Raw genomic sequence first — 20,472 nt, forward strand, 5'->3', positions numbered from 1 at the left:
GGCGGCAGGGATAATCGCCGGCTCTGCCCGACCTGCCCCGCAGCCCGCCCGTGCCCCACAACCTGCTTGCCTTCGACACCAGCACCGAGACGCTATCGGTGGCGCTTGCATGGCGCGACGGCGGCGGCGCGCGCCTGCTGGAGCACACCGGCGAGGGCGGTCGGGCTTCGTCGGCCGCCCTGATCCCCGCCGCCATGGACCTGCTGCGGCAAGCCGGCCTGCCGCTGACGCGGCTGGACGCCATCGTGTTCGGCCAGGGCCCCGGCTCGTTCACCGGCTTGCGTACGGCCTGCGCCGTGGCCCAGGGCCTCGCGTGGGGTGCGGGGCTGCCGCTCGTACCGGTGGAGACGACGCTGGCGCTCGCGGAGGTGGCGCGGCAGCGCACGGGCGCGGTGCAGGTGCTGGCGCTGCTCGATGCGCGCATGGACGAGGTGTACCGCGCGGCCTACCGGTTCGACGGGCTGCTCTGGCATCGCCTCGGACCAATCGCGGTGGCACGGCCCGAAGCGCTCGAGATCCCGCCCGGCTTCGTGCTGGCGGGGAACGTGTTCGACGCCTATGGCGAGCGCCTGCCGGCGGGCGGCACCCGGGTCGCGGCGCTGCCGACGGCGGCGGCGCTGTTGCGGCTCGCGCCCGCCCTCATCGCTGCCGGCGCGGCGGTGCCGCCCGAGCAGGCCCTGCCGCTCTACATCCGCGATAAAGTCGCCCACACCACGCAGGAGCGCCTCGCTTCGCGCACGTCCGCCCCTGCCGCCCCGACCCCATGAATGCCATCGTCCGACCCGCGGAAGCCGGCTTCGAGCCCATGACCGAGCAGTGGCTCGACGCCGTCCTGGCCGTCGAGACGCAAGCCTACGAGCATCCCTGGAGCCGCGGCAACTTTCAGGACTCGCTGCACGCCGGCTACCAGGCGCAGCTGCTCGTGGCGGGCGACACGCTGCTGGGGTATTTCGTCGCCATGCTGGGCGTGGACGAGGTGCACCTGCTGAACATCACCGTGGCGCCCGAGCACCAGGGACAGGGTTGGGCCCGCTGCATGCTCGAGGCGCTGGCGACCTGGTCGCGCGGCCAGGGTGCGCAGTGGCTCTGGCTAGAAGTGCGCGTGAGCAACGCACGGGCGCAGCGCGTCTACGAGCAGGAAGGGTTCTGCAGCGTCGGGCGGCGCAAGGCCTACTACCCGGCGGCTGGTGGTGCGCGCGAGGACGCGATCGTCATGAGCCGCAAACTATGAAGCCGCAGCACCATGGCACTTGAACTGGATGCACGCCAGCGGGCGATGCTGGCCGAAATGGGCGTGCGTCTGTTCGACGCGCCCTCGGGCGCCGGTCCAGAGGTGCAGGGCGCTGCGGCCGCGGGGCTATCGCAAGCGCGCCGCCGTCCCGATGCGCACGCGGACGGCTCCGCGGCTGAGGCAATGACGGCGCCCGACGCTGCGCGCCCCCTGCGAATGCCGCAGGGCGGTGCAGTCGGTGCTTCGCGGCCACTCGCCGCCGACGAAGCCGGGGCGACGGTGACGGCCGGTGCCGCTGACGGCGCCGAGCCGCAGGCACCTGCGGTCGCGCCGGCCTGCTCGGCCGACACCGCCGGCGGCGCACCTGCGCCGGCCGAGGCCGAAGCCGCGACCGTCGGCACGGCATCCCTGGCGCAACTCGACTGGTCCGGCCTGGAGCAGGCGGTCGCCGGGTGCCGGGCGTGTGGCCTGTGCGAGGGGCGGCGCAAGGTCGTGTTCGGCGCCGGCGACCGCACTGCCGACTGGCTGGTCGTGGGGGACGCGCCGGACGAGCGCGAGGACCTCCTGGGCGAGCCATTCGCCGGCAACGATGGGGTTCTGCTGGACAACATGCTGGCCGCGCTCGGCGTCTCGCGCGAGCGCGGCGCCTACCTCACCAACGTGCTCAAGTGCCGCCCTCCCGGCAACCGCATGCCCGAGCCCGCCGAAGTGGCGGCCTGCGAGCCCTTCCTGCGCCGGCAGGTCGAACTGCTGCAGCCGAAGGTGATCCTCGCGATGGGGCGGTTCGCGCCGCAGGTCCTGGCGGGCTCGGCCGAGCCCCTGGGCCGCCTGCGCGGGCAGGTGCACCGCTACGCCGGAATCCCGGTGGTGACCACCTACCACCCGTCCTACCTGCTGCGCAACCTGCCGGACAAGGCGCGGTCGTGGTCCGACCTGTGCCTGGCGTATTCCGTGGTGCCGGGCGGCGAGCACTGAGCGCGCAGTCGCCGCGCGCGGCCGCGGCCGCTCAGAACCGCGGCAGCTCCGGGTGCGCCAGCCGGCCGCCGCGCACCAGCATCTTTCCATATTCGGCGCAGCGGTTCAGGGTGGGGATCACCTTGCCCGGGTTCAGCAGCCCCTTGGGGTCGAAGGCGCGCTTGATTGCGAACATCTGCTCGCGCTCCTCGGGCGCGAACTGCACGCACATCGAGTTGAGCTTCTCCACGCCCACCCCGTGTTCGCCCGTCACCGTCCCGCCCATCGCGACGCTGGTCTCCAGGATGTCGGCGCCGAACAGTTCGCAGCGACGCAGCTGGTCTGCGTCGTTGGCATCGAACAGGATCAGTGGATGGAGGTTGCCGTCGCCCGCGTGGAACACGTTGGCGCAGCGCAGGCCGTACTTGCGCTCCATCTCCTGGATGGCGAGCAGGATGTCGGCGAGCCGCTTGCGCGGGATGGTCGAGTCCATGCACATGTAGTCGGGGCTGATGCGCCCCGAGGCGGGAAAGGCGTTCTTGCGGCCGCTCCAGAAGCGCAGGCGCTCGGCCTCGTCGCGGCTGACCGCGATGGCGGTGGCGCCGGCCGCGCGCAACACCTCGGCCATGCGGCCGATCTCCTCCTCGACCTCCTCGGGGGTGCCGTCGCTCTCGCACAGCAGGATGGCCTCGGCGGCAAGGTCGTAGCCGGCGTGGACGAAGTCCTCGACTGCGGCGGTCATGGGCTTGTCCATCATCTCCAGCCCGGCCGGGATGATCCCGGCGGCGATCACGGCGGCCACCGCATCGCCGGCGCGGCGCACATCGTCGAAGCTGGCCATGATGCAGCGCGCGAGCTGCGGCCTGGGCACCAGCTTCACCAGCACTTCGGTGGTGACGGCCAGCATGCCTTCGCTGCCGACCACCACGCTCAGCAGGTCGAAGCCCGGCACGTCCAGCGCGGCGCTGCCGAACTCCACCGGCTCACCCTCGACGGTGAACCCGCGCACCGCCAGCACGTTGTGCAGGGTGAGGCCGTACTTCAGGCAGTGCACGCCTCCGGAGTTCTCGGCGACGTTGCCGCCGATGGTGCAGGCGATCTGGCTGGAGGGGTCGGGCGCGTAGTACAGGCCGTGGGGCGCCGCGGCTTCGCTGATGGCGAGGTTGCGCACGCCGCACTGCACGCGCGCCGTCCGGCTCGCCGGGTCGATGGACAGGATGCGGTTGAAGCGCGCGAGCGACAGCGTCAGGCCCTCGCCGTGCGGCATGGCGCCTCCCGACAGGCCGGTGCCCGCGCCCCGTGCCACCACCGGCAGCTCCAGCGCGTGGCAGGCCCGCAGCACCGCCTGCACCTGCGCTTCGGTCTCGGGCAGGGCCACCGCCAGCGGCCGCTGGCGGTAGGCCGTGAGGCCGTCGCATTCGTAGGGGGTGGTGTCCTCGGGCGTCCAGAGCAGGCAGCCTGCCGGCAACAGCGGGGCGAGCGCCTGCACCACTTCGCGCTGGCGCGCGGCCCGCAGCGAGGCATGGTCTTGCGGTGCGTTCATGCCGCCAGTGTAGAAGCGGCCGCATGCCGCGCCGCGTGAAGCTATTTCAGCGGCGCGCTGAAATTCACGCCAGCGACTTCTTCAGCCAGTCGGCGAAGGCTGCGCATTCCCAGCGCTCGAGGGTGCCGGCGCGCCAGCAGAGGTAGTGCGCGTGCGGGCTGGGCACGCTGCGCTCGGAGATCCGCACCAGCGCGCCGTCCTCGAGCCAGGGCTGGCCGAGCTTGAGCCGCACCAGCGCCACCCCCAGCCCCTGCGCGGCGGCGTCGCACATGAGGCCGATGTCGTTGAAGGAGGAACCGTCCGCCGGTTCGGGGGCGTCGGTGCCGTGGGCGAGGAACCAGGTGCGCCACGGCTCGAGCGGGCTGCGGATCAGCTTGGCTGCCAGCAGGTCCTCGGGCGTCTCGAAGGGGCCGTTCTCGCGCAGGTAACCCGGCGCGGCCAGCGGCGTGACTTCGTCCGTCATGAGGCACAGGTGCTCGACATCGGCGTAGCGGCCGGTTCCAAACCGGATCATCAGGTCGGCATCCTCGGCCACGACGTCCAGCAGCGGAATGGACACCTGCAGCGTGAGATCGACCTCGGGATAGGCGTCGATGAAACTGCGCAGGCGCGGCATGAGCACGCTGCGCGCGAAGGTGGGCGTCACCGCCACGCGCAGCTTGCGCTTGCCGGCCTCGCCCTCGCGCCCGGGAAAGCGGCCCAGGGCCGCAAGCCCTTCGCGCACGTGCGCCAGGTATTCGCTGCCTTCGGTCGTGAGCGAAAAGTCGGCGCGGCCGAACAGCTTGGTGCCCAGGATCTGCTCGAGCTGTTTGATGCGGTGGCTCACGGCGCTGGGCGTCACGCACAGCTCGTCGGCCGCCTGGGTCGCCGAGCGCAGCCGCGCCAGTGCCTCGAAGGTGAGCAGGCACTGGATCGGCGGGATGCGGCTCATCGGGTCACCCGGATGTTTTCGTCTCTGCGATGGTGTGCATCTGCGGCAGCCCGAGCAATGCCGGTGCGCTCAGCGGAAGATGACCGTCTTGTGGCCGTTCAGCAGCACGCGGTGCTCGCTGTGCCACTTGACGGCCCGCGCCAGCACCAGGCTTTCGGTGTCGCGGCCGATGGCGGTGAGGTCTTCCACGGTCTTGCTGTGGTCCACGCGGGCCACGTCCTGCTCGATGATCGGGCCTTCGTCCAGCTCGGCCGTCACGTAATGCGCCGTGGCGCCGATCAGCTTCACGCCGCGTTCGTGGGCCTGGTGGTAGGGCTTGGCGCCCTTGAAGCTCGGCAGGAAGCTGTGGTGGATGTTGATGGCCCGCCCGGCCAGCTTGCGGCACAGCTCGTCCGAGAGGATCTGCATGTAGCGCGCCAGCACGACCAGCTCGGCGCCTTCGGCTTCGATGATCTCGTACTGACGGGCCTCGGCCTGCGACTTGCTGGCGCCGCTGACCGGAATGTGGTGGAAGGGTACGTTGTAGCTGGCCGCGAGTTGGTAGAAGTCGCGGTGGTTCGACACGATGGCGCGGATGTCCAGCGGCAGCAGGCCGCTCTTCCAGCGGAACAGCAGGTCGTTCAGGCAGTGCCCCTCGCGGCTGACCATGAGCACGGTGCGCATCGGCTGCTCGGCGGCGTGCAACTGCCAGTGCATGCCGAAGGCCTGCGCGAATTCGCGCCACTGCGTCTTCAGCTCCTCGTGCGAGCAGCGCTCGCAGGCGAACTGCACGCGCATGAAAAACAGGCCGGTGGCGTGGTCGTTGTACTGCGCGGCCTCTTCGATGTTGCCGCCGCGCTCGAGCAGGAAACCCGAGACGGCGTGCACGATGCCCGGCCGGTCCGGGCACGAGAGGGTGAGGATGTAGGCATGGCTCATAACCGGCCGATTGTCGCAGCGGCCGGCCCCGGCCCTGTCGGCTGCCGCAGGCTCCGCGTTCGGCGGCACAATGGCCGCTCGCCAAGCGAACGCAAGAAGGAGACTGGCATGGCCTACAACGACTTCGACACCGGCAACCACTGGCTGCCTTTCACGCCCAACCGGCATTTCCGCAAGGAGCCACGCGTCTTCGTCGGCGCGGACGGCATGCACTTCACCACGCACGACGGGCGCCAGGTGATCGACGGCATCTCCAGCCTCTGGTGCGTCGGCGCGGGCCACAACCGCTCGCCGATCAACGAGGCCATCAAGCGGCAGCTCGATACGCTCGACTACGCAACCGCGTTCCAGGCCTCCAACGACCGCGCCTTCGAAGCGGCCGGCATGATCGCTGCCATGGCCCCCGGTGACCTGAACAAGGTGCTGTTCTGCAACTCGGGCTCGGAGGCGGTGGACACCGCCCTGAAGGTGGCGCTGGCCTACCACCGCGCGCGCGGCGAGGGCCACCGCAACGTGTTCATCGGCCGCGAGCGCGGCTATCACGGGGTCGGCTTCGGCGGCATGAGCGTGGGGGGCATCCCCGCCAACCGCAAGGCCTACGGCACGGCGCTGCTGCCGCGCGTGGACCACATGCGCTTCATCCACGACCCGGTCAACCACGCCACCATCCACGGCGAAGACCCGGTCTGGAAAGAGGACCCGCTGCTCGAGTTGGAGCAGCGCATCCTGCCGCTGCACGACCCGAGCAACGTGGCCGCCGTGATCGTGGAGCCGGTCGCGGGCAGTGCGGGCTGGTACCTGCCGCCCAAGGGATACCTGCAGCGGCTGCGGGAGATCTGCGACAAGCACGGCATCCTGCTCATCTTCGACGAGGTCATCACCGGCTTCGGCCGCATGGGCACCAATTTCGCCGCCGACTTCTACGGCGTCGTGCCGGACATGCTCACCTTCGCCAAGTGCGTGACCAACGGCGTGATTCCGCTGGGTGGCGTGATCTGCCGCGACAAGCTGTACGACCAGATGATGAAGACCGACGCGCCCGAATACATGGTCGAGTTCTTCCACGGCTACACCTACTCGGGGCACCCGGTGGCCTGCGCGGCGGCCGTGGCGACCCTGCGCCTGTACGAAGCGGAAGGACTGTTCGCACGCGCCGCCGAGATGGGCAAGCAGCTGGGCGACGCGTTCCACGCCACGTTCAAGGGGCTGCCGAACGTGATCGGCATCCGCAGCCTGGGCTGCGCCGCGGCGGTGGAGCTCGCGCCGATCGCCGGCACCCCGGGCAAGCGCGCCTACGACGTCTTCCTCGACTGCTTCCAGCACGGCGCTCTGGTGCGCCCGGCTGGCGACGTGCTCGTGATCGCGCCGCCGTACATCGTGGAGAAATCGCACATCGATCAGCTGGTCAACACCCTGGCCGACGCGATTCGCCGCCACGCCTGATACCGCGATGCCCGCGTCTGGCGGGCCGCCGCCGGACGCTGCAGCGGATTTAGGTGCGCGAGAGCCCGCGCGACCGGCGCGAGACGGGCTGCGTGGCCGGCGGGCTGAAGCAAGCTTGACGTGGGCTGCCGGAGGCAGGACGAAACCCGAGTCGGCGCACCCACGCCGCGGCCTGTGGGGCATGCCTTGCCGATTGCCTGAGCCGGTCGCGTGAAGCCGAACGCCCCTCCAGCTGCGGGGCAGCGTCTGTGCCTGTGCCCTGCCGCTGGCGGATCGCCGGGGCGAGACCCGCCCGCCCCACTTGCAGCCGTGTGCTCAGCGCGCTGCAGGCCGCATGCGCTGGCGCAACTCGGCGCAGTAGTCCTTCTGCGGCGGCTCGGGCGGCCACGCCAGCGTGCCGACGCGCAGGGTGGCAGGGAGATGGCGCGGAATGCCGGCGATCTCGTCCACGTGTGCGCTGCCGGCGACCAGCACCGCAACGGCACCGCGGCGCGCGAGATCGACCAGCGTGTCGGCCATCGCGCGATCCCGGGCGATCTGGATGCGTGCCATGGGAGCCACCTGCGTCTCGGGCAGCAGGCCGCAGTGGCCGCTGCGCATGGCGCTGCGCTGCTGCTCCAGCACCTGCGGTGGCAGCAGGGTGTCCAGCGTGGCATCCGCCATGGCCGCACGCATGGCGTCGCGGGGCAGGTTGGCGCCCACCACCGGCACACCCGCGCGCACGGCCGCCATTACGGCCGGCGCGTATCGCTCCCAGGGCCAGCCCTGTTCGTTCCAGCGCAAGGCCTCGCGTACCGCGTCTTCGGAGGCGTCGCGCGGCAGCCCGGCGGTGGTCGCACCGCGCTCGGCCATTTCCAGGGCAAGCGCCGCGAGCCGGCCGCTGCGGGCGAGATCGCTGACGGTGTCGCGGTGCAGGCGCTGGTGCGATGCCGCATCGTGCTGTTCGCCCAGCAGCAGCAGGTCCACGTCGCCCGGAGCGGGCGCGGCATCGGGCACCGCCGCACACCCTGCGAGGGCGGCAGCGCAGGCCAGCGCCCCAGCCAGCCGCTTCACCGGGTACGTGATTGCAGGGATGCAGGGGAGCCGAAGAATCGGGGAAATGATGAAGGTGAAGGTGGAAAGAGGGCGTGCGATGCGGGGATCCGCCGCGTGGCGGAGCGGCGCGGCGGCATGGATGGTCAGTGCATCACGAGGGGGTTCTGGGCCAGTTCGGCATAGCCGTCCAGCGTCTCCTCGACTTCTTCCTGGGTCGGCGTGTTCACCTGCCAGGCGTTGATCTGGCGCTGGAAGGCCTCGGCCCAGCTGCCATCGAGGTAGACCTCCTTGTTGGAGCGCTTATCGACGATCTCGAAACCGTGGCGCGCAATGCTCGGTTCAGGTTCGCCGTCCGCCGGGGCGTTCGCCTGCATGTGCACGACGACGAACGAATCGGAGTCATAAAGCATTTGCATGGTGCTGGATTCCCTTCTTGCCGCCACAGGTGGCTCCACCCCGTCTGGATTTCAAGGAGGTCCCGGGGGTCCACGAGGCCTGACAGATGCTTTTCAGCGTATTGCCGGGCCGCATCAGGGCCTGTCGGTCCCGGACCATCGCTGCTCGACCCATTCCCCCGTGGCCTGCGTCAGACGCAAGCGCACGGGTGCGTAATCCAGCGCGGGTGCGAGCCACAGCTCGACACGCAGGTCGTGCTCGCCGACGGGTCCGCGCAGCAGCCGCACGGCGCGCTGCGTTCCACCCGGCAACTGCAGCGTCTCGTCGATCTGCTCCACGCTGAAGGTCCAGGGGTCGGCGTCGCGCACGCCGGCGACCTGGAATGCGAACTGGTCGCCGACAGCGGGCAAAGCGCTGCGTCCGGCGAACAGGGCGCCAAGCTGCAGCAGGACGCTGAGCCTGTCCTGCGCCCCGGGTTCCAGGTCGGCCTGCGGACGGTTGTTGCTGAACACGAGCTTGCGGCTTTCGTGCTCGAAATGCACGGCTTCCTCGGAGCGACGCCGCTCGGAAAAACGGGTCGGCGCCAGACCTTGTGGCGTGATGCGGCCGGTGCTGTGCTGGGTGCGGGTGGGAAGGGGCGCGACGCGCAGCTCCAGCCGGGCGTCGTACTGCTGGCCGTCATGCCGCCAGTCGAGCACGGCCTGGCCGGACAGCTCGATGCCGTGCGTGGAGGCGCGGACCTCGTAACGCAGGCGCATGGGGGGCGCCACCTTGGCTGGCGAAGGTGCCGCGGCGGGCGGCGAGACCTCGCCAGAGGCGGTGGCCGGCGGTGACGAAGCACCGGGCGCGGCCGCCATCTGCGGGAGTTGCGGTGGCGCAGCCTGCGCGTGTCCGGGGGCGAAATGGTGTCCGCTATCGGTCTCGACTGCCGGCAAAAGGGCAGCAGCTGCCGGTACCGATGCGGCGTGGGGCTCGGGACGGTGGCCAACGCGGACGATTCCCGGCGGCACGGTGGCGGCGACCTGCGGCGCCGGCGCGTGCAGCTGCCGCACGGTCAGGGGGGCGCCTGCGGGCGCTGGCCCGCTCGCCGGTTGCGGTGACGGCGCCCCTGACGGTGACGCAATCGTTCCGAGCAACGCCACGTGTGCGAGCGCCACCGGCAGCGCCAGCAACGCCACGGCACCCCAGGACCGCACCCCGCCAGTCATCCGCTCCACCCCAGGTCGCTCGACAGCCGCACCGCCGCCGCGCGCAGCGGGGTGGCCACCGCGCCGTCCCAATCTGCGTCGAAGGTGCCGGCCGGGCCCATCGCCACCATGCCTAGCGCGAGATGGCCGTCGGCGTCGAACACAGGCGCGCAGAACCCCGTCACGCCGGGCAGCAGCACCTCGACCACGCGGGCGATGCCGCGCGCGCGCACTTCGGCCAGGGATGCTTCCACTTCGGACATGGTGGCCGGCATGTCGCGCAGCCCTTGCCGGCGCGCGCGGGCGAGTTCGGCTTCGAGCAGCGGCGCGATGGCATCGCGGGGAGCCCAGGCGGCGAAGCAGCGGCCGGTGGCCGAAGCCAGCAGGGGCATGACGTCGCCCAGGCGCAGGTTGACCGTCACGGCGTTGGCCGACTCTTCCCAGTGCACGATGGTCGGCCCATGGTTGCCCCAGACCGCCAGCGCCAGGGTGTGGTCGATTTGCGCAGTGAGCTGCGGCATGCGCTCGCGCGCGAGCTTGACGGCATCCAGCCGGGACAACGACGCGAGTCCCAGGCGCAGCGCGGCGGGCCCGAGGTCGTAGCGCGTGCTCGCGGCGTCCTGCACGACCAGAGCGAGCCGCTGGAAGCTCACGAGGTAGCGATGCGCCTTGGCTGCGCTCATGCCGGCTGCGGCGGCCAGGTCGCGCAGCATCAGGGGCCCGCGTGCCTGGCCCAGCACCTGCAGCAGCGCGAACCCGACCTCTACCGATTGAATGCCTGCGCGTTCCTTCACTGCCGTCCCGTACAATTTCGTTTAGTTAAATGCATTTCGCATAGCGTAACGGCGGGACTCTAGCGCACCGCCATCTCCGGGGACAAGCCGCATGAAGCTCGCCACCTACAAGGACGGTTCGCGCGATGGCCAGCTGGTGGTCGTATCGCGCGATCTCAGCACGGCTCATTATGCGACCGGCATTGCAGCGCGCCTGCAGCAGGTGCTGGACGACTGGAACTTCCTCTCGCCGCAGCTGCAGGACCTCTTCGACGCGCTGAATCACGGCCGCGCACGCCACGCGTTTCCGTTCGACCCCGCCCGCTGCATGGCGCCGCTGCCGCGGGCCTTCCAGTGGGCCGACGGAACGGCCTACCTGAACCACGTGGAGCTGGTGCGCTCCGCGCGCAACAGCGAGGTGCCCGCGAGCTGCGCCACGGACCCGCTGATGTACCAGGGCGCCAGCGACGAGCTGCTTGGCCCCTGTGATCCGGTGGTGGTTGCGCGCGAGGAATGGGGCATCGATTTCGGGGCGGAGATCGCGGTGGTGACGGGCGACGTGCGCATGGGCGCGTCGCCCGAGCAGGCGCTGGACGGGGTGCGCTTGGTCATGCTGGCCAACGAGGTCACCCTGCGTAACCTGGTACCGCCCGAACTCGACAAGGGCTTCGGCTTCGTGCAGAGCAAGCCCGCGACGGCCTTCAGCCCGGTGGCCGTGACGCTGGACGAGCTCGGTGACGCCTGGCAGGGCGGACGCCTGCACCTGCCCCTGCACAGCAGCTGGAACGGCCGCAAGGTGGGCATCTGCGAGGCCGGTGCCGACATGGACTTTCATTTCGGCGAGCTGATCGCGCATTTGTGCAAGACACGCAACGTGCGCGCGGGCAGCATCGTCGGCTCGGGCACGGTCAGCAACAAGGCGGTGCAGGGCAGCGGCGGCAGCATGGACTGGCCCAAGGGGTACAGCTGCATTGCCGAGAAGCGCGCGATGGAGACTCTTCTCGACGGACGGCCCAGCACCGCGTTCATGAAGTTCGGCGACACGATCCGCATCGAGATGAAAGGCCGCGACGGCCAGAGCATCTTCGGCGCGATCGAGCAGGAGATCGTGGCCGCCGCCTGACCGCGGTGGAACTCACAAGCGCAGCCAGGGCGTGCCCGTTTCCTGCGCCTGCGCTTTCGCCAGCGACTGCAGGAAGGTGTCGCACCACCAGTGCACGTCGCAGCGCTTGCAGGTGGCCAGCAGGGCAGCGTGGCGCTCCTTGCGTTCCTCGCGGGGCATCTGCAGCGCGATGTGGATCGCTTCGGCGGTGCCTTCGGCGTCGTAGGGATTCACCATCAGCGCCTCGCGCAGCTGCTCGGCCGCGCCGGCGAAGCGCGAGAGCACCAGCACGCCCGGGTCGTCCGGGTCCTGGGCGACGATGAACTCCTTGGCTACCAGGTTCATGCCGTCGCGCAGCGGCGTCACCAGCGCCACCTGGCTGGCGCGGTAGAGGCCGGGCAGCTTGGCCCGCGCGACCGTGCGGTGCATGTAGCGCACCGGCATCCAGTCGAGCTCGCCGTAGTTGCCGTTGATCGAGCCGCACAGGCTCTCCAGCTCGTGCAGGATGTCCGTGTAGGCGCTGACGTCTTCGCGGCTGGGTGAGGCAATCTGGATCAGAGTGGCGCTGCGGTGGGTGTCGGGATAGCGCTTGAGCAGTTCGCGGAACGCGCGCATCCGGTGCGGCAGTCCCTTGGAGTAGTCGAGGCGATCGACGCCCACCAGCAGCTTGCGCAGCGAGTATTCGCGCTTCATGCGCTCGTGCATCTCGCGCGCTTCGGGCGCCGCGGTCAGGGCGGCGAACTCCTCCACGTCGATGCCGATCGGGAACGAGCCGGCCCGCAGCGTGCGGTTGAATACCCGCCAGAGGCCCTCGCCCAGCGGCTGCGCGTGGGCCTCGCGCGTGATGTAGCTGCAGAAGTGCTCGTGGTCCTCTTCGCTCTGCAGGCCGACCAGATCGTACGAACACAGTCCCTTCATCAGCCAGTCGTGCCCCGGAATGGCAGCGAAGATCGGCGGCGGTGGCAGCGGCACATGCAGGAAGAAGCCGATGCGCTGCTGGCACCCTAGCGCGCGCAACTCGCTTCCCAGCGGGATCAGGTGGTAGTCGTGCACCCACACGATGTCGTCGGGCTGCAGCAGCGGCGCGAGCTTGCGCGCGAACAGCTGGTTGACTCGCCGGTATCCCTCGATGTGGCTGGTCTCGAAGTCGGCCAGATCGAGCCGGTAGTGGCACACCGGCCAGAGCACCCCGTTGGAGTAGCCGAGGTAGTAGGCGTCGTGGTCCTCGCGATTGAGGTCCATGGTCACGAGCTTCACCGGGCCGGCCTGCTGGGTGTGCAGCGCGGTGTCGCCACCCGCGGCAGTCTCGACGACCTTTCCGCTCCATCCGAACCAGATGCCGCCGGTGTTGTTCAGGAACTCCGCCAGCGCCACCGCGAGCCCGCCGGCAGCGGTCTTGCGCGGATCGGCAACGCGGTTGGATACGACGACGAGGCGGGGCATTCGAGATTTCTCCAGGGGGCCGGGTCAGATGACACTGTCCCAGCTGGTGGACAGGCGGGTGGCCGCGTTGATCAGTCCGACCATGGAATAGGTCTGCGGAAAATTGCCCCACAGCTCGCGGGTGGCCTCGTGCGTGTCCTCGGACAGCAGGCCCAGCGGGTTGCGGTTGGCCAGCATCTGCTCGAATATCTCGCACGCTTCGGCGTGGCGGCCCACCCGGGCGAGCGCGTCGATGCGCCAGAAGGTGCAGATGTTGAAGGCGGTCTCGGGACGGCCGAAATCGTCGGGCGCCTCGTAGCGCCGCATGTACGGTCCGTCGCAGAGGTGGCGCTCGAGCGCCGCCAGCGTGGAGATGAAGCGCGGATCGTGCGGCTCGATGAAGTTGACCTCGGCCATCAGCAGCACGCTGGCGTCCAGGTCGCGCCCTCCGAAACTCTCCGCGAATGCGCCGCGTTCTTCGCACCAGGCCTCGCGCAGGATGCGTTCGCGAATGAGATCGGCGCGCTCGCGCCAGTACAGCACCCGCTGCGGCAGCTCCAGCGTCTGCGCGATCTTCGACAGCCGGTCGCACGCCGCCCAGCACATCAGGGAGGACGAGGTGTGCACGCGTGCCCGGGTGCGCAACTCCCACATGCCCGCGTCGGGCTGGTCGTGCACCCGGAACGCCTGCTCGCCCACCGCTTCGAGATAACCGAATTCCATGCGCCCCGAGCGGCGAAACAGGCGGTGGTCGTGAAAGGCCTGGGCGGCACCGAGCACGATATTGCCGTAGACGTCGTGCTGGAAGTGCTCGGCGGCCTGGTTGCCCACGCGAACCGGGCCCATGCCGCGATAGCCGGGCAGGTGCTCGAGCACCGATTCGGACAGGTGGGCTTCCTGCCCGATGCCGTACAGCGGCTGGATGTGCCCGCCGCGCGAACGCACCACCACGTTGTTCAGCCAGCGCAGGTAGTCCTCCATCGTGCCGACCTCGGACACGCTGTTGAGGGCGCGCACCACGAAGAAGGCGTCGCGCAGCCAGCAGAAGCGGTAGTCCCAGTTGCGGCCGCTGTCCGCGGCCTCCGGGATGCTGGTGGTCATGGCGGCCACGATGGCACCGGTGTCCTCGAACAGCGACATCTTCAGCGTGATGGCGGCGCGGATCACCGCGTCCTGCCACTGCAGCGGCACCGACAGCGCGCGCGACCAGTGCTTCCAGTAGGCGCTGGTCTCCTGCTCGAAACCGCGTGCCGTGTCCTCGATGCCGGTGAGCAGGGTTTCGTCGGGCCCGAGGATGAAGTTCATCGATCGGTCGGCGACGAAGAACGACTCGGACAGGATGTACGACAGCGGCACATCGCTGTTCATGCGCAGCGCAGTGTGCGGCCCCACGTAGCGGATGTGGCTGCTGCCTTGCGTAATGGTGGGCCGCTGGCGCCCCCAGTCGAAGCGCGGGCGCAGCAGCACGCGGATGCGCGGGGAGCCGCCGAGCACGCTCACACGCCGCACCAGCGTGAGCGGCCGGAAAGTGCGCCCGCGGTTGATGAACCGCGGCGCGAAATCGCTGATCTCGATACCCTGGCCCTGGCGGTCGTAGAGCCGGGTGCGAAGGATGGCCGTATTCGGCTCGTACTGCTGTTCGCTGCGCTCGAAATCCTCCAGCTCGATGGCCCAGGTGCTGCCGTTCTCGCTCGGATCGAGCAGGGCGTTGAAGACCGGGTCGCCATCGAAGCGCGGCAGGCAGCACCAGACGATCGCACCGCGGGCATCGACCAGCGCGCTGAAGGCGCAGTTGCCGATGACGCCGAGGTCCAGCGACGGCCGCGTCGCCTGCGTCATCGGCGCACCCTCGCCGCAGCCAGCGCCTGCGCCAGGCCGTCGCGCACCTGGCCCGGGTCGTTCAGGCGGTGCGTCGCGACGCTGGCACCCTCGCCGACCTTCACACCGACGCCGCCGAGCCGCTGGACCGCAGAGAACCCGACCTCGTCGGTGATGTCGTCGCCCACGAACACCGGGCGCCGCCCCGTGAACGGCGCTTCGCGCAGGAACTCCTCGATGGCGTGGCCCTTGCTGGCAGCCGCCGGCTTGGCCTCGAGCACCATCTTGCCGCGCAGCAAGGCGAGGCCCGGCGTCCGGTCCACCGCCGCCTGCATGGCCGCCAGGCACAGCGGCTCGAGCTGCGGTGCCTGGCGGTAGTGCAGCGCCAGCGATCCGCGCTTGTGTTCGAGCTGCAGTTGCGGATGCTCGCGCGTCAGCGCCTGCGCAGCATCGATCACCGCGCCCAGGTCCGGCACCTCCACCAGCGCGATGCTGCCGTCGCCGCGCCGGCGCTCGGCGCCGTGCACGCCGGCGGCGGCCAGGCGTGCGGGCTGCAGGAAGTGGTCGAGCTGCTCGATGGGACGGCCGCTGACCACGGCCACGGCACCGTCCAGCAGCGCACGAATGCCGGTGAGCATATCGACCAGCCCCGACGGCACGACCACGGCCTCCGGCCGCGCAGCAATGTCCACCAGAGTGCCGTCGAAATCGAGGAAGAGGGCGCAGTCCGGCCCGAGGAAATCCGAGAAAGTCATCGGTGGCAACAGTACTCCAGCAGCGTCAGGGCAGGCAGCCGGGGCGGACCCTTGCGCACGTAGGAATTCGCTCACAAGCAGCTTCAGCGCGCATACAGCCCTTCCAGCGAACGGAAGCCCTTGACCTCGATCGGATTGCCGCTCGGGTCCAGGAAGAACATCGTCCATTGTTCGCCGGGCTCGCCGGCATAGCGCACCTGCGGCTCCAGCACGAACGGGGTGCCGGCGCTGCGCAGCCGCTCGGCCAGCGCTTCCCAGTCGGGCAGCTCCAGCACCAGTCCGAAGTGCGGCATGGGGACCTTCTGGTCACCCACCAGTCCGGTGCGGCTGGTCGTGAAGGGCGTGCCCAGGTGCAGCGACAGCTGGTGCCCGAAGAAGTCGAAATCGACCCAGGTGTCCGTGCTGCGGCCCTCGGCGCATCCGAGCACGCCGCCGTAGAAGCGGCGCGCGGCATCGAGGTCGCTGACGTGGAAGGCGAGGTGAAAGAGGCTGCGCATCGCACCAGCTTAACAAGGTGGGCCGGCCGGATAATCGGCGCGGCCCGCTCCTGCGACAGTGGCGGCCCACGCAACTCGAGGACCGATCCCATGTTTTCTCACGCCGCGCGCCGCTGTGCGCTCGCCTTGTCCCTTCTCACGGCGGCTGCTGCTACGGCGCAGGCGCCGCTTCAGGTCGAGCACGCCTGGGCCCGCGTCAGCGTTCCGGGCCAGACGAGCTCCGGCGCCTTCATGCGCCTCACGGCGGCGCAAGCCCTGCAACTGGTGGGCGCCAGCTCGCCCGTGGCGGGTCACGTCGAGGTGCACGAGATGAAGATGGATGGCGACGTGATGCGCATGCGGCCCCTGCCGGCGCTGGCACTCCCCGCTGGCCAGGCGGTGGAGCTGCGCCCCGGCGGGCTGCACCTGATGCTGATGGACCTGAAAGCGCCGCTGCAGGCGGGCACCCGCGTTCCGGTCACGCTGCTGCTGCGGGATGCGAGCGGCGGCGAGCAGCGGCTGCCGCTGGAGCTGCCGGTGAGCGCACGCGCGCCTGCCGGTGCGCCGGCGGCCGGCGGGCACCACCACAAGCATTGACCACCGCTGCGGCGCATCCGTCGCGCCCGATCGCGGTGCCGATTTTGTTACGCGGCACCGCGATCGAGGGCTGGCCTGATAAGCTGGTTTTCCGAACACCAGCGAGGGGCTTTCGATGAGCGACGCACAGAATTTCGGCTTCGGCAAATTCGTACCCGGGTTCGACTTCCTGCAGAACCTGGCCAAGGGCGCGTCCGACGCCATGCCCCAGATGCCCGGGCTGTCCAGCTGGGTGGCACCGACCCTGAGTGTCGAGGAGCTGGACCGGCGCATCTCCGAGCTGCGCGCCGTGATGTTCTGGCTCGAGCAGAACGGCAAGGCGCTCGGCGCCACCATCCAGGCACTGGAGGTGCAGCGGATGACACTGGCGACGCTCAAGGGCATGGACGTGACCATGTCCGACCTCGCCGAATCGCTCAAGGTGACGCCGCAGGCGGCACCCCCGGCGCCGAAGTCGGCACCGGCGGCGCCGTCCCCATCGAGCGCGGCCGCAGCGCCTGCGTCCGCAGCTCCTGGCGCAGCCCGCACGACGAGCCCCGCGGGCGGGTCCGATGGCAGCGCCGCGCAGCTGGTGGATCCGCTGCAGTGGTGGGGGGCGCTGACGCAGCAGTTCCAGCAGATCGCCGCCACCGCGCTCAAGGAAGCGAACCAGAACAGCCCGATGGAAGCCGCGCGCGACATGGCCACCGGCATGGCCCAGGAAGCCCTGAAGAACGCCGGCCGCATGACCGAGGCCATGGCGCCCGCCGCCGGTGCCGCACCGGCACCCCGCAGCGCGAAAGCGCCCGCACGCAAGTCCGCCGCGCGCAGCCCCGCCGGTGCCCCCCGCAAGGCGAGCCCGCGCAGCAGCGCCGCGGCCAAGCGCGGCGCCGGCGGCGCGCGTTGACGGACGGCGGGACACCCCATGAAGCTGTTTCCCTTTGGCCACGCCACGCACCCGCAGTGGCCGATGGCGGCCGGACTGGTGCTGGCGCAGTTGCGCGCGCAGATGGCCCGTCCCGAGTACGCCGGCGCCCCGACGCTGGGCCTGATCTACATCACGGACCATTACGCCGAGCACGCGAATGCCATCCTCGATCTGCTGTCCGCGGAGCTGCCCGAAGTCATCGACTGGGCCGGCACGGTGGGAGTGGGCATCTGCTCGAGCAACGTCGAGTATTTCGACGAGCCGGCGCTGGCGGTGATGCTCTGCGCGCTGCCGCCGCACCAGTACCGGGTGTTCTCGGGGGTGGCCCCGCTGGGCACGGGCGAGGGCATGGGCTTCGAGGCGTACTCGGCGCTGGTGCATGCAGATGCCGGGACGCCCGAGCTGCCCGAACTGCTGGCCGAGGTGGCGGGGCGCACCACGACGGGCTACCTGTTCGGCGGGCTGGCCGCCAGCCGCAGCCGCACCGTGCAGTTCGCGGTGGGAGGTAACGGCAACATCCGCGGCCAGGGCGCGGCGAGCGGCGTGTTCAGCGGCGGCCTCTCCGGCGTGGCGTTCGGAGAAGACGTGGCGCTGGTCTCGCGGGTTACCCAGGGCTGCCAGCCCGTGGCCGGGCACAAGCGCATCACTGCGGCCGAAGGCAACGTGATCCTTGCGCTGGACACCGAGCCGGCGCTCGATGTGCTGCTGCGTGAGCTGCGGATATCGCTGGACGAGCCGCAGCAGGCCATGGCGACCCTGCGGGCCACGATGGTCGGCCTGACCTCGGGCGGCTCGCGCGCCGTCGGGCGCACCGGCAGCTTCGGCAACGACGTGCTGGTGCGGCACATCATCGGCCTCGACCCCGGGCGTCGCGGGGTGGCGGTAGCCGACCAGGTCGAAGTCGGCATGTCCATGGCCTTCTGCCAGCGCAATGCCCGCGCGGCACGCGCCGACCTGATGCGCATCTGCGCGGAGATTCGCGAAGAGCTCGAGCCCGAGGAAATGAGCCTTCCGGTGGCGGCGGCGCTGGCGGCACACGAGGCGCTGGCTGCGCCCAGCCCGGTGCGCCGCATCGCAGGCGCCGTCTACGTGAGCTGCGCGGGCCGCGGCGGCCCGCATTTCGGCGGCCCCAGCGCAGAGCTGCAGATCGTGCGCCATGCCCTGGGCGAGGTGCCGCTGGTCGGCTTTTTCGCGGGCGGCGAGATTGCGCGCCACCACCTGTATGGCTACACCGGCGTGCTGACGGTGTTCACCGATCGGGGTTGAGCGGAGGTGGATCTCGGCAGCCTGCTTCTCTGGATCCTGAGCACGGTGCTCATCGTCGCCGGCGTGGCGGGCACCGTGCTGCCCGCACTGCCTGGCACGGCGCTGGTTCTGGCGGGCATCGTGCTCGGCGCCTGGATCGACGACTTCACCCGCGTGGGCGCGCTTGCCCTGACCTCGATCGTCCTGTTCGCGATCCTGAGCTGGGTGGCCGACTACGCAGCCGGCGTGCTCGGCGCGCGTCGGGCCGGGGCGAGCCGCAAGGCGGTGATCGGCGCCGCACTCGGCACGGTCGCCGGGATCTTCATGGGCTTCGTCGGCGTGCTGTTCATGCCGCTGGTCGGTGCCGCCGTCGGCGAGTGGCTCGCATGGCGCGACGAGCACCGGGCGATGCGGGTCGGGATCGCGACCTGGATCGGCCTCATGGTCGGCATGGTCGCCAAGGTGGCACTCGCTTTCGTCATGGTCGGCATCTACTTGGTCGCATTGCTGCTGCCCTGAGTGCCCCCCCTGCCGCCTTCCGGTGGTGCCCGGCTGCTGCGGCGGGGCTCCTTCAGACGCCGCGGGCGCGGTCGGTTCGGAACGCCTGCGCGTACGCGGCGAACCGGCCGGCGTCGAGTGCCTCGCGTACTTCCCGCATGAGGTTCAGGTAGTAGTGCAGGTTGTGGATGCTGGCCAGCATGGGCGCGAGCATCTCGCCGCAGCGCTCGAGGTGGTGCAGGTAGGCGCGCGAGAAGCCGCCCGAGACGCTGCCGTCGGCGGCCGTAGTGCCCTTGCAGGCGTAGCAGGTGCAGGTCTCGTCCAGCGGCCGCTCGTCGCTGCGGTGGCGGGCGTTGCGCAGCTTCAGGTCTCCGAAGCGGGTGAAGAGGTGGCCGTTGCGCGCATTGCGCGTGGGCATCACGCAGTCGAACATGTCCACACCCTGCGCCACACCCTCCACCAGGTCCTCGGGCGTGCCGACGCCCATCAGATAGCGCGGCTTGTGCTCGGGCAGCCGGTGCGGCGTGTGCGCCATGATGCGCAGCATTTCTTCCTTGGGCTCGCCCACGCTGACGCCGCCCACCGCGTAGCCGGGGAAGTCCATCGCCACCAGTGCGTCGAGCGATTCCTGGCGCAGGTGCTCGAACATGCCGCCCTGCACGATGCCGAACAGTGCGTTGGGGTTCTCCAGCCGCGCGAATTCGGTGCGGCAGCGCTCGGCCCATCGCCGGCTCAGCTCCATCGACAGGCGCGCCTCGGCCTCGGTGGTGCGGTGGCCCTTGGTTTCGTAGGGGGTGCACTCGTCGAACTGCATGACGATGTCGCTGTTGAGGATGGTCTGGATCTGCATCGAGATCTCCGGCGTGAGGAACAGCCGGTCGCCGTTCACGGGCGACGCGAACTTCACGCCCTCCTCGCTGATTTTGCGCATCTCGCCCAGGCTCCAGACCTGGAATCCACCGGAGTCGGTGAGGATCGGCTTGTTCCAGTTTTCAAAGCGATGCAGGCCGCCGAACTGCTGCAGCACGTCGAGCCCCGGGCGCATCCACAGGTGGAAAGTGTTGCCCAGGATGATCTGCGCGCCCATCTCGTGCAGCGAGCGGGGCATGACGCCCTTGACGGTGCCGTAGGTGCCCACGGGCATGAAGATGGGGGTCTGCACCACCCCGTGGTTGAGGGTAAGGCGGCCGCGGCGGGCGCGGCCTTCGGTGGCGAGCAGTTCGAATTCGAGCATGGCAGGT

At 70.1% G+C, this 20,472-nt stretch carries 21 protein-coding genes; 9 read left to right on the top strand and 12 right to left on the bottom strand.

The window, feature by feature from the left end:
• The first annotated feature begins 50 nt into the window (after positions 1–50).
• The 3 genes from tsaB to WG922_RS10435 are packed head-to-tail and all read left to right on the top strand — an operon-like array spanning position 51 to position 2,206.
• On the top strand, positions 51–767 hold the full coding sequence (tsaB, locus tag WG922_RS10425; RefSeq protein ID WP_340282511.1) for a tRNA (adenosine(37)-N6)-threonylcarbamoyltransferase complex dimerization subunit type 1 TsaB: 717 nt from the start codon (positions 51–53) through the stop codon (positions 765–767).
• On the top strand, positions 764–1,231 hold the full coding sequence (rimI, locus tag WG922_RS10430; RefSeq protein WP_340282512.1) for a ribosomal protein S18-alanine N-acetyltransferase: 468 nt from the start codon (positions 764–766) through the stop codon (positions 1,229–1,231). The genes tsaB and rimI overlap by 4 nt, the downstream gene beginning before the upstream one ends.
• Positions 1,232–1,243: 12 nt before the next feature.
• The gene (locus tag WG922_RS10435; protein WP_340282514.1) at positions 1,244–2,206 is read left to right on the top strand and encodes a uracil-DNA glycosylase; all 963 of its coding nucleotides are present in this window, start codon (positions 1,244–1,246) and stop codon (positions 2,204–2,206) included.
• 31 nt (positions 2,207–2,237) lie between these two features.
• On the opposite strand, the gene WG922_RS10440 is transcribed toward WG922_RS10435, so the two are convergent.
• The 3 genes from WG922_RS10440 to purU all read right to left on the bottom strand — a co-directional run bounded on the left by WG922_RS10440 (position 2,238) and on the right by purU (position 5,577).
• Positions 2,238–3,728 carry an FAD-linked oxidase C-terminal domain-containing protein gene (locus tag WG922_RS10440; protein ID WP_340282515.1) on the bottom strand — a complete coding sequence of 497 codons (1,491 nt, stop codon included), beginning with the start codon at positions 3,726–3,728 and terminating at the stop codon, positions 2,238–2,240.
• 64 nt (positions 3,729–3,792) lie between these two features.
• Positions 3,793–4,659, bottom strand: coding sequence for a LysR substrate-binding domain-containing protein (locus WG922_RS10445; protein ID WP_340282517.1), 867 nt, complete (start codon positions 4,657–4,659; stop codon positions 3,793–3,795).
• A gap of 69 nt (positions 4,660–4,728) precedes the next feature.
• A complete protein-coding gene (gene purU, locus WG922_RS10450; protein ID WP_340282518.1) occupies positions 4,729–5,577 on the bottom strand; it encodes a formyltetrahydrofolate deformylase in 849 nt (282 codons plus the stop codon).
• A gap of 108 nt (positions 5,578–5,685) precedes the next feature.
• Between purU and WG922_RS10455 the strand changes: the two genes are divergently transcribed.
• A complete protein-coding gene (locus WG922_RS10455) occupies positions 5,686–7,020 on the top strand; it encodes an aminotransferase class III-fold pyridoxal phosphate-dependent enzyme (RefSeq protein ID WP_340282519.1) in 1,335 nt (444 codons plus the stop codon).
• 315 nt (positions 7,021–7,335) lie between these two features.
• Here WG922_RS10455 and WG922_RS10460 read toward each other — a convergent pair whose 3' ends face one another.
• The 4 genes from WG922_RS10460 to WG922_RS10475 form a co-directional block, all read right to left on the bottom strand.
• The gene (locus WG922_RS10460; RefSeq protein ID WP_340282520.1) at positions 7,336–8,073 is read right to left on the bottom strand and encodes a ChaN family lipoprotein; all 738 of its coding nucleotides are present in this window, start codon (positions 8,071–8,073) and stop codon (positions 7,336–7,338) included.
• Between the two features lie 125 nt (positions 8,074–8,198).
• Complete coding sequence (locus tag WG922_RS10465) at positions 8,199–8,471, bottom strand: BTH_I0359 family protein (RefSeq protein WP_340282521.1); 273 nt, start codon at positions 8,469–8,471, stop codon at positions 8,199–8,201.
• Positions 8,472–8,585: 114 nt separating this feature from the next.
• Complete coding sequence (locus WG922_RS21985) at positions 8,586–9,209, bottom strand: DUF3108 domain-containing protein (protein ID WP_445322816.1); 624 nt, start codon at positions 9,207–9,209, stop codon at positions 8,586–8,588.
• A gap of 446 nt (positions 9,210–9,655) precedes the next feature.
• Positions 9,656–10,432: an IclR family transcriptional regulator gene (locus WG922_RS10475; protein ID WP_340282524.1), complete on the bottom strand. Its 777-nt coding sequence runs from the start codon at positions 10,430–10,432 to the stop codon at positions 9,656–9,658.
• A 91-nt stretch (positions 10,433–10,523) separates the two neighbouring features.
• Between WG922_RS10475 and WG922_RS10480 the strand changes: the two genes are divergently transcribed.
• Positions 10,524–11,534, top strand: coding sequence for a fumarylacetoacetate hydrolase family protein (locus tag WG922_RS10480; protein WP_340282525.1), 1,011 nt, complete (start codon positions 10,524–10,526; stop codon positions 11,532–11,534).
• A gap of 12 nt (positions 11,535–11,546) precedes the next feature.
• Here WG922_RS10480 and otsA read toward each other — a convergent pair whose 3' ends face one another.
• The 4 genes from otsA to WG922_RS10500 all read right to left on the bottom strand — a co-directional run bounded on the left by otsA (position 11,547) and on the right by WG922_RS10500 (position 16,005).
• The gene (otsA, locus tag WG922_RS10485; RefSeq protein ID WP_340282526.1) at positions 11,547–12,956 is read right to left on the bottom strand and encodes an alpha,alpha-trehalose-phosphate synthase (UDP-forming); all 1,410 of its coding nucleotides are present in this window, start codon (positions 12,954–12,956) and stop codon (positions 11,547–11,549) included.
• A gap of 24 nt (positions 12,957–12,980) precedes the next feature.
• Complete coding sequence (locus tag WG922_RS10490) at positions 12,981–14,774, bottom strand: glycoside hydrolase family 15 protein (protein WP_340282528.1); 1,794 nt, start codon at positions 14,772–14,774, stop codon at positions 12,981–12,983.
• Positions 14,771–15,508, bottom strand: a complete 738-nt coding sequence (gene otsB, locus WG922_RS10495; protein WP_340282529.1) for a trehalose-phosphatase — start codon at positions 15,506–15,508, stop codon at positions 14,771–14,773. The genes WG922_RS10490 and otsB overlap by 4 nt, the downstream gene beginning before the upstream one ends.
• Positions 15,509–15,591: 83 nt before the next feature.
• Positions 15,592–16,005, bottom strand: a complete 414-nt coding sequence (locus WG922_RS10500) for a VOC family protein (RefSeq protein WP_340282530.1) — start codon at positions 16,003–16,005, stop codon at positions 15,592–15,594.
• Positions 16,006–16,095: 90 nt separating this feature from the next.
• Here WG922_RS10500 and WG922_RS10505 point away from each other — a divergent pair, with 90 nt between their 5' ends.
• The 4 genes from WG922_RS10505 to WG922_RS10520 all read left to right on the top strand — a co-directional run bounded on the left by WG922_RS10505 (position 16,096) and on the right by WG922_RS10520 (position 19,252).
• Complete coding sequence (locus WG922_RS10505; protein WP_340282532.1) at positions 16,096–16,581, top strand: copper chaperone PCu(A)C; 486 nt, start codon at positions 16,096–16,098, stop codon at positions 16,579–16,581.
• A 115-nt stretch (positions 16,582–16,696) separates the two neighbouring features.
• Positions 16,697–17,467: a PhaM family polyhydroxyalkanoate granule multifunctional regulatory protein gene (locus WG922_RS10510; protein ID WP_340282533.1), complete on the top strand. Its 771-nt coding sequence runs from the start codon at positions 16,697–16,699 to the stop codon at positions 17,465–17,467.
• 18 nt (positions 17,468–17,485) lie between these two features.
• Entirely contained in the window at positions 17,486–18,754 is a 1,269-nt protein-coding gene (locus WG922_RS10515) for an FIST signal transduction protein (RefSeq protein WP_340282534.1), read from the top strand.
• A 6-nt stretch (positions 18,755–18,760) separates the two neighbouring features.
• Positions 18,761–19,252 (top strand): DUF456 domain-containing protein, encoded by a 492-nt coding sequence (locus WG922_RS10520; RefSeq protein WP_340282535.1) that lies wholly within the window; start codon positions 18,761–18,763, stop codon positions 19,250–19,252.
• Between the two features lie 52 nt (positions 19,253–19,304).
• Here WG922_RS10520 and tgt read toward each other — a convergent pair whose 3' ends face one another.
• Positions 19,305–20,465 (bottom strand): tRNA guanosine(34) transglycosylase Tgt, encoded by a 1,161-nt coding sequence (tgt, locus tag WG922_RS10525; protein WP_340282536.1) that lies wholly within the window; start codon positions 20,463–20,465, stop codon positions 19,305–19,307.
• Positions 20,466–20,472 lie beyond the last annotated feature (7 nt).

It is taken from the genome of Ramlibacter sp. AN1015, from assembly GCF_037726105.1.
Lineage (GTDB): Bacteria > Pseudomonadota > Gammaproteobacteria > Burkholderiales > Burkholderiaceae_C > Ramlibacter.

Coding starts and splice junctions, on each gene's coding strand:
- rimI (WP_340282512.1), top strand. CDS start 764: ATGAATGCCATCGTCCGACCCGCGGAAGCCGGCTTCGAGCCCATGACC.
- WG922_RS10435 (WP_340282514.1), top strand. CDS start 1,244: ATGGCACTTGAACTGGATGCACGCCAGCGGGCGATGCTGGCCGAAATG.
- WG922_RS10440 (WP_340282515.1), bottom strand. CDS start 3,728: ATGAACGCACCGCAAGACCATGCCTCGCTGCGGGCCGCGCGCCAGCGC.
- WG922_RS10445 (WP_340282517.1), bottom strand. CDS start 4,659: ATGAGCCGCATCCCGCCGATCCAGTGCCTGCTCACCTTCGAGGCACTG.
- purU (WP_340282518.1), bottom strand. CDS start 5,577: ATGAGCCATGCCTACATCCTCACCCTCTCGTGCCCGGACCGGCCGGGC.
- WG922_RS10455 (WP_340282519.1), top strand. CDS start 5,686: ATGGCCTACAACGACTTCGACACCGGCAACCACTGGCTGCCTTTCACG.
- WG922_RS10465 (WP_340282521.1), bottom strand. CDS start 8,471: ATGCAAATGCTTTATGACTCCGATTCGTTCGTCGTCGTGCACATGCAG.
- WG922_RS21985 (WP_445322816.1), bottom strand. CDS start 9,209: ATGCGCCTGCGTTACGAGGTCCGCGCCTCCACGCACGGCATCGAGCTG.
- WG922_RS10480 (WP_340282525.1), top strand. CDS start 10,524: ATGAAGCTCGCCACCTACAAGGACGGTTCGCGCGATGGCCAGCTGGTG.
- otsA (WP_340282526.1), bottom strand. CDS start 12,956: ATGCCCCGCCTCGTCGTCGTATCCAACCGCGTTGCCGATCCGCGCAAG.
- WG922_RS10490 (WP_340282528.1), bottom strand. CDS start 14,774: ATGACGCAGGCGACGCGGCCGTCGCTGGACCTCGGCGTCATCGGCAAC.
- otsB (WP_340282529.1), bottom strand. CDS start 15,508: ATGACTTTCTCGGATTTCCTCGGGCCGGACTGCGCCCTCTTCCTCGAT.
- WG922_RS10500 (WP_340282530.1), bottom strand. CDS start 16,005: ATGCGCAGCCTCTTTCACCTCGCCTTCCACGTCAGCGACCTCGATGCC.
- WG922_RS10505 (WP_340282532.1), top strand. CDS start 16,096: ATGTTTTCTCACGCCGCGCGCCGCTGTGCGCTCGCCTTGTCCCTTCTC.
- WG922_RS10510 (WP_340282533.1), top strand. CDS start 16,697: ATGAGCGACGCACAGAATTTCGGCTTCGGCAAATTCGTACCCGGGTTC.
- WG922_RS10515 (WP_340282534.1), top strand. CDS start 17,486: ATGAAGCTGTTTCCCTTTGGCCACGCCACGCACCCGCAGTGGCCGATG.
- tgt (WP_340282536.1), bottom strand. CDS start 20,465: ATGCTCGAATTCGAACTGCTCGCCACCGAAGGCCGCGCCCGCCGCGGC.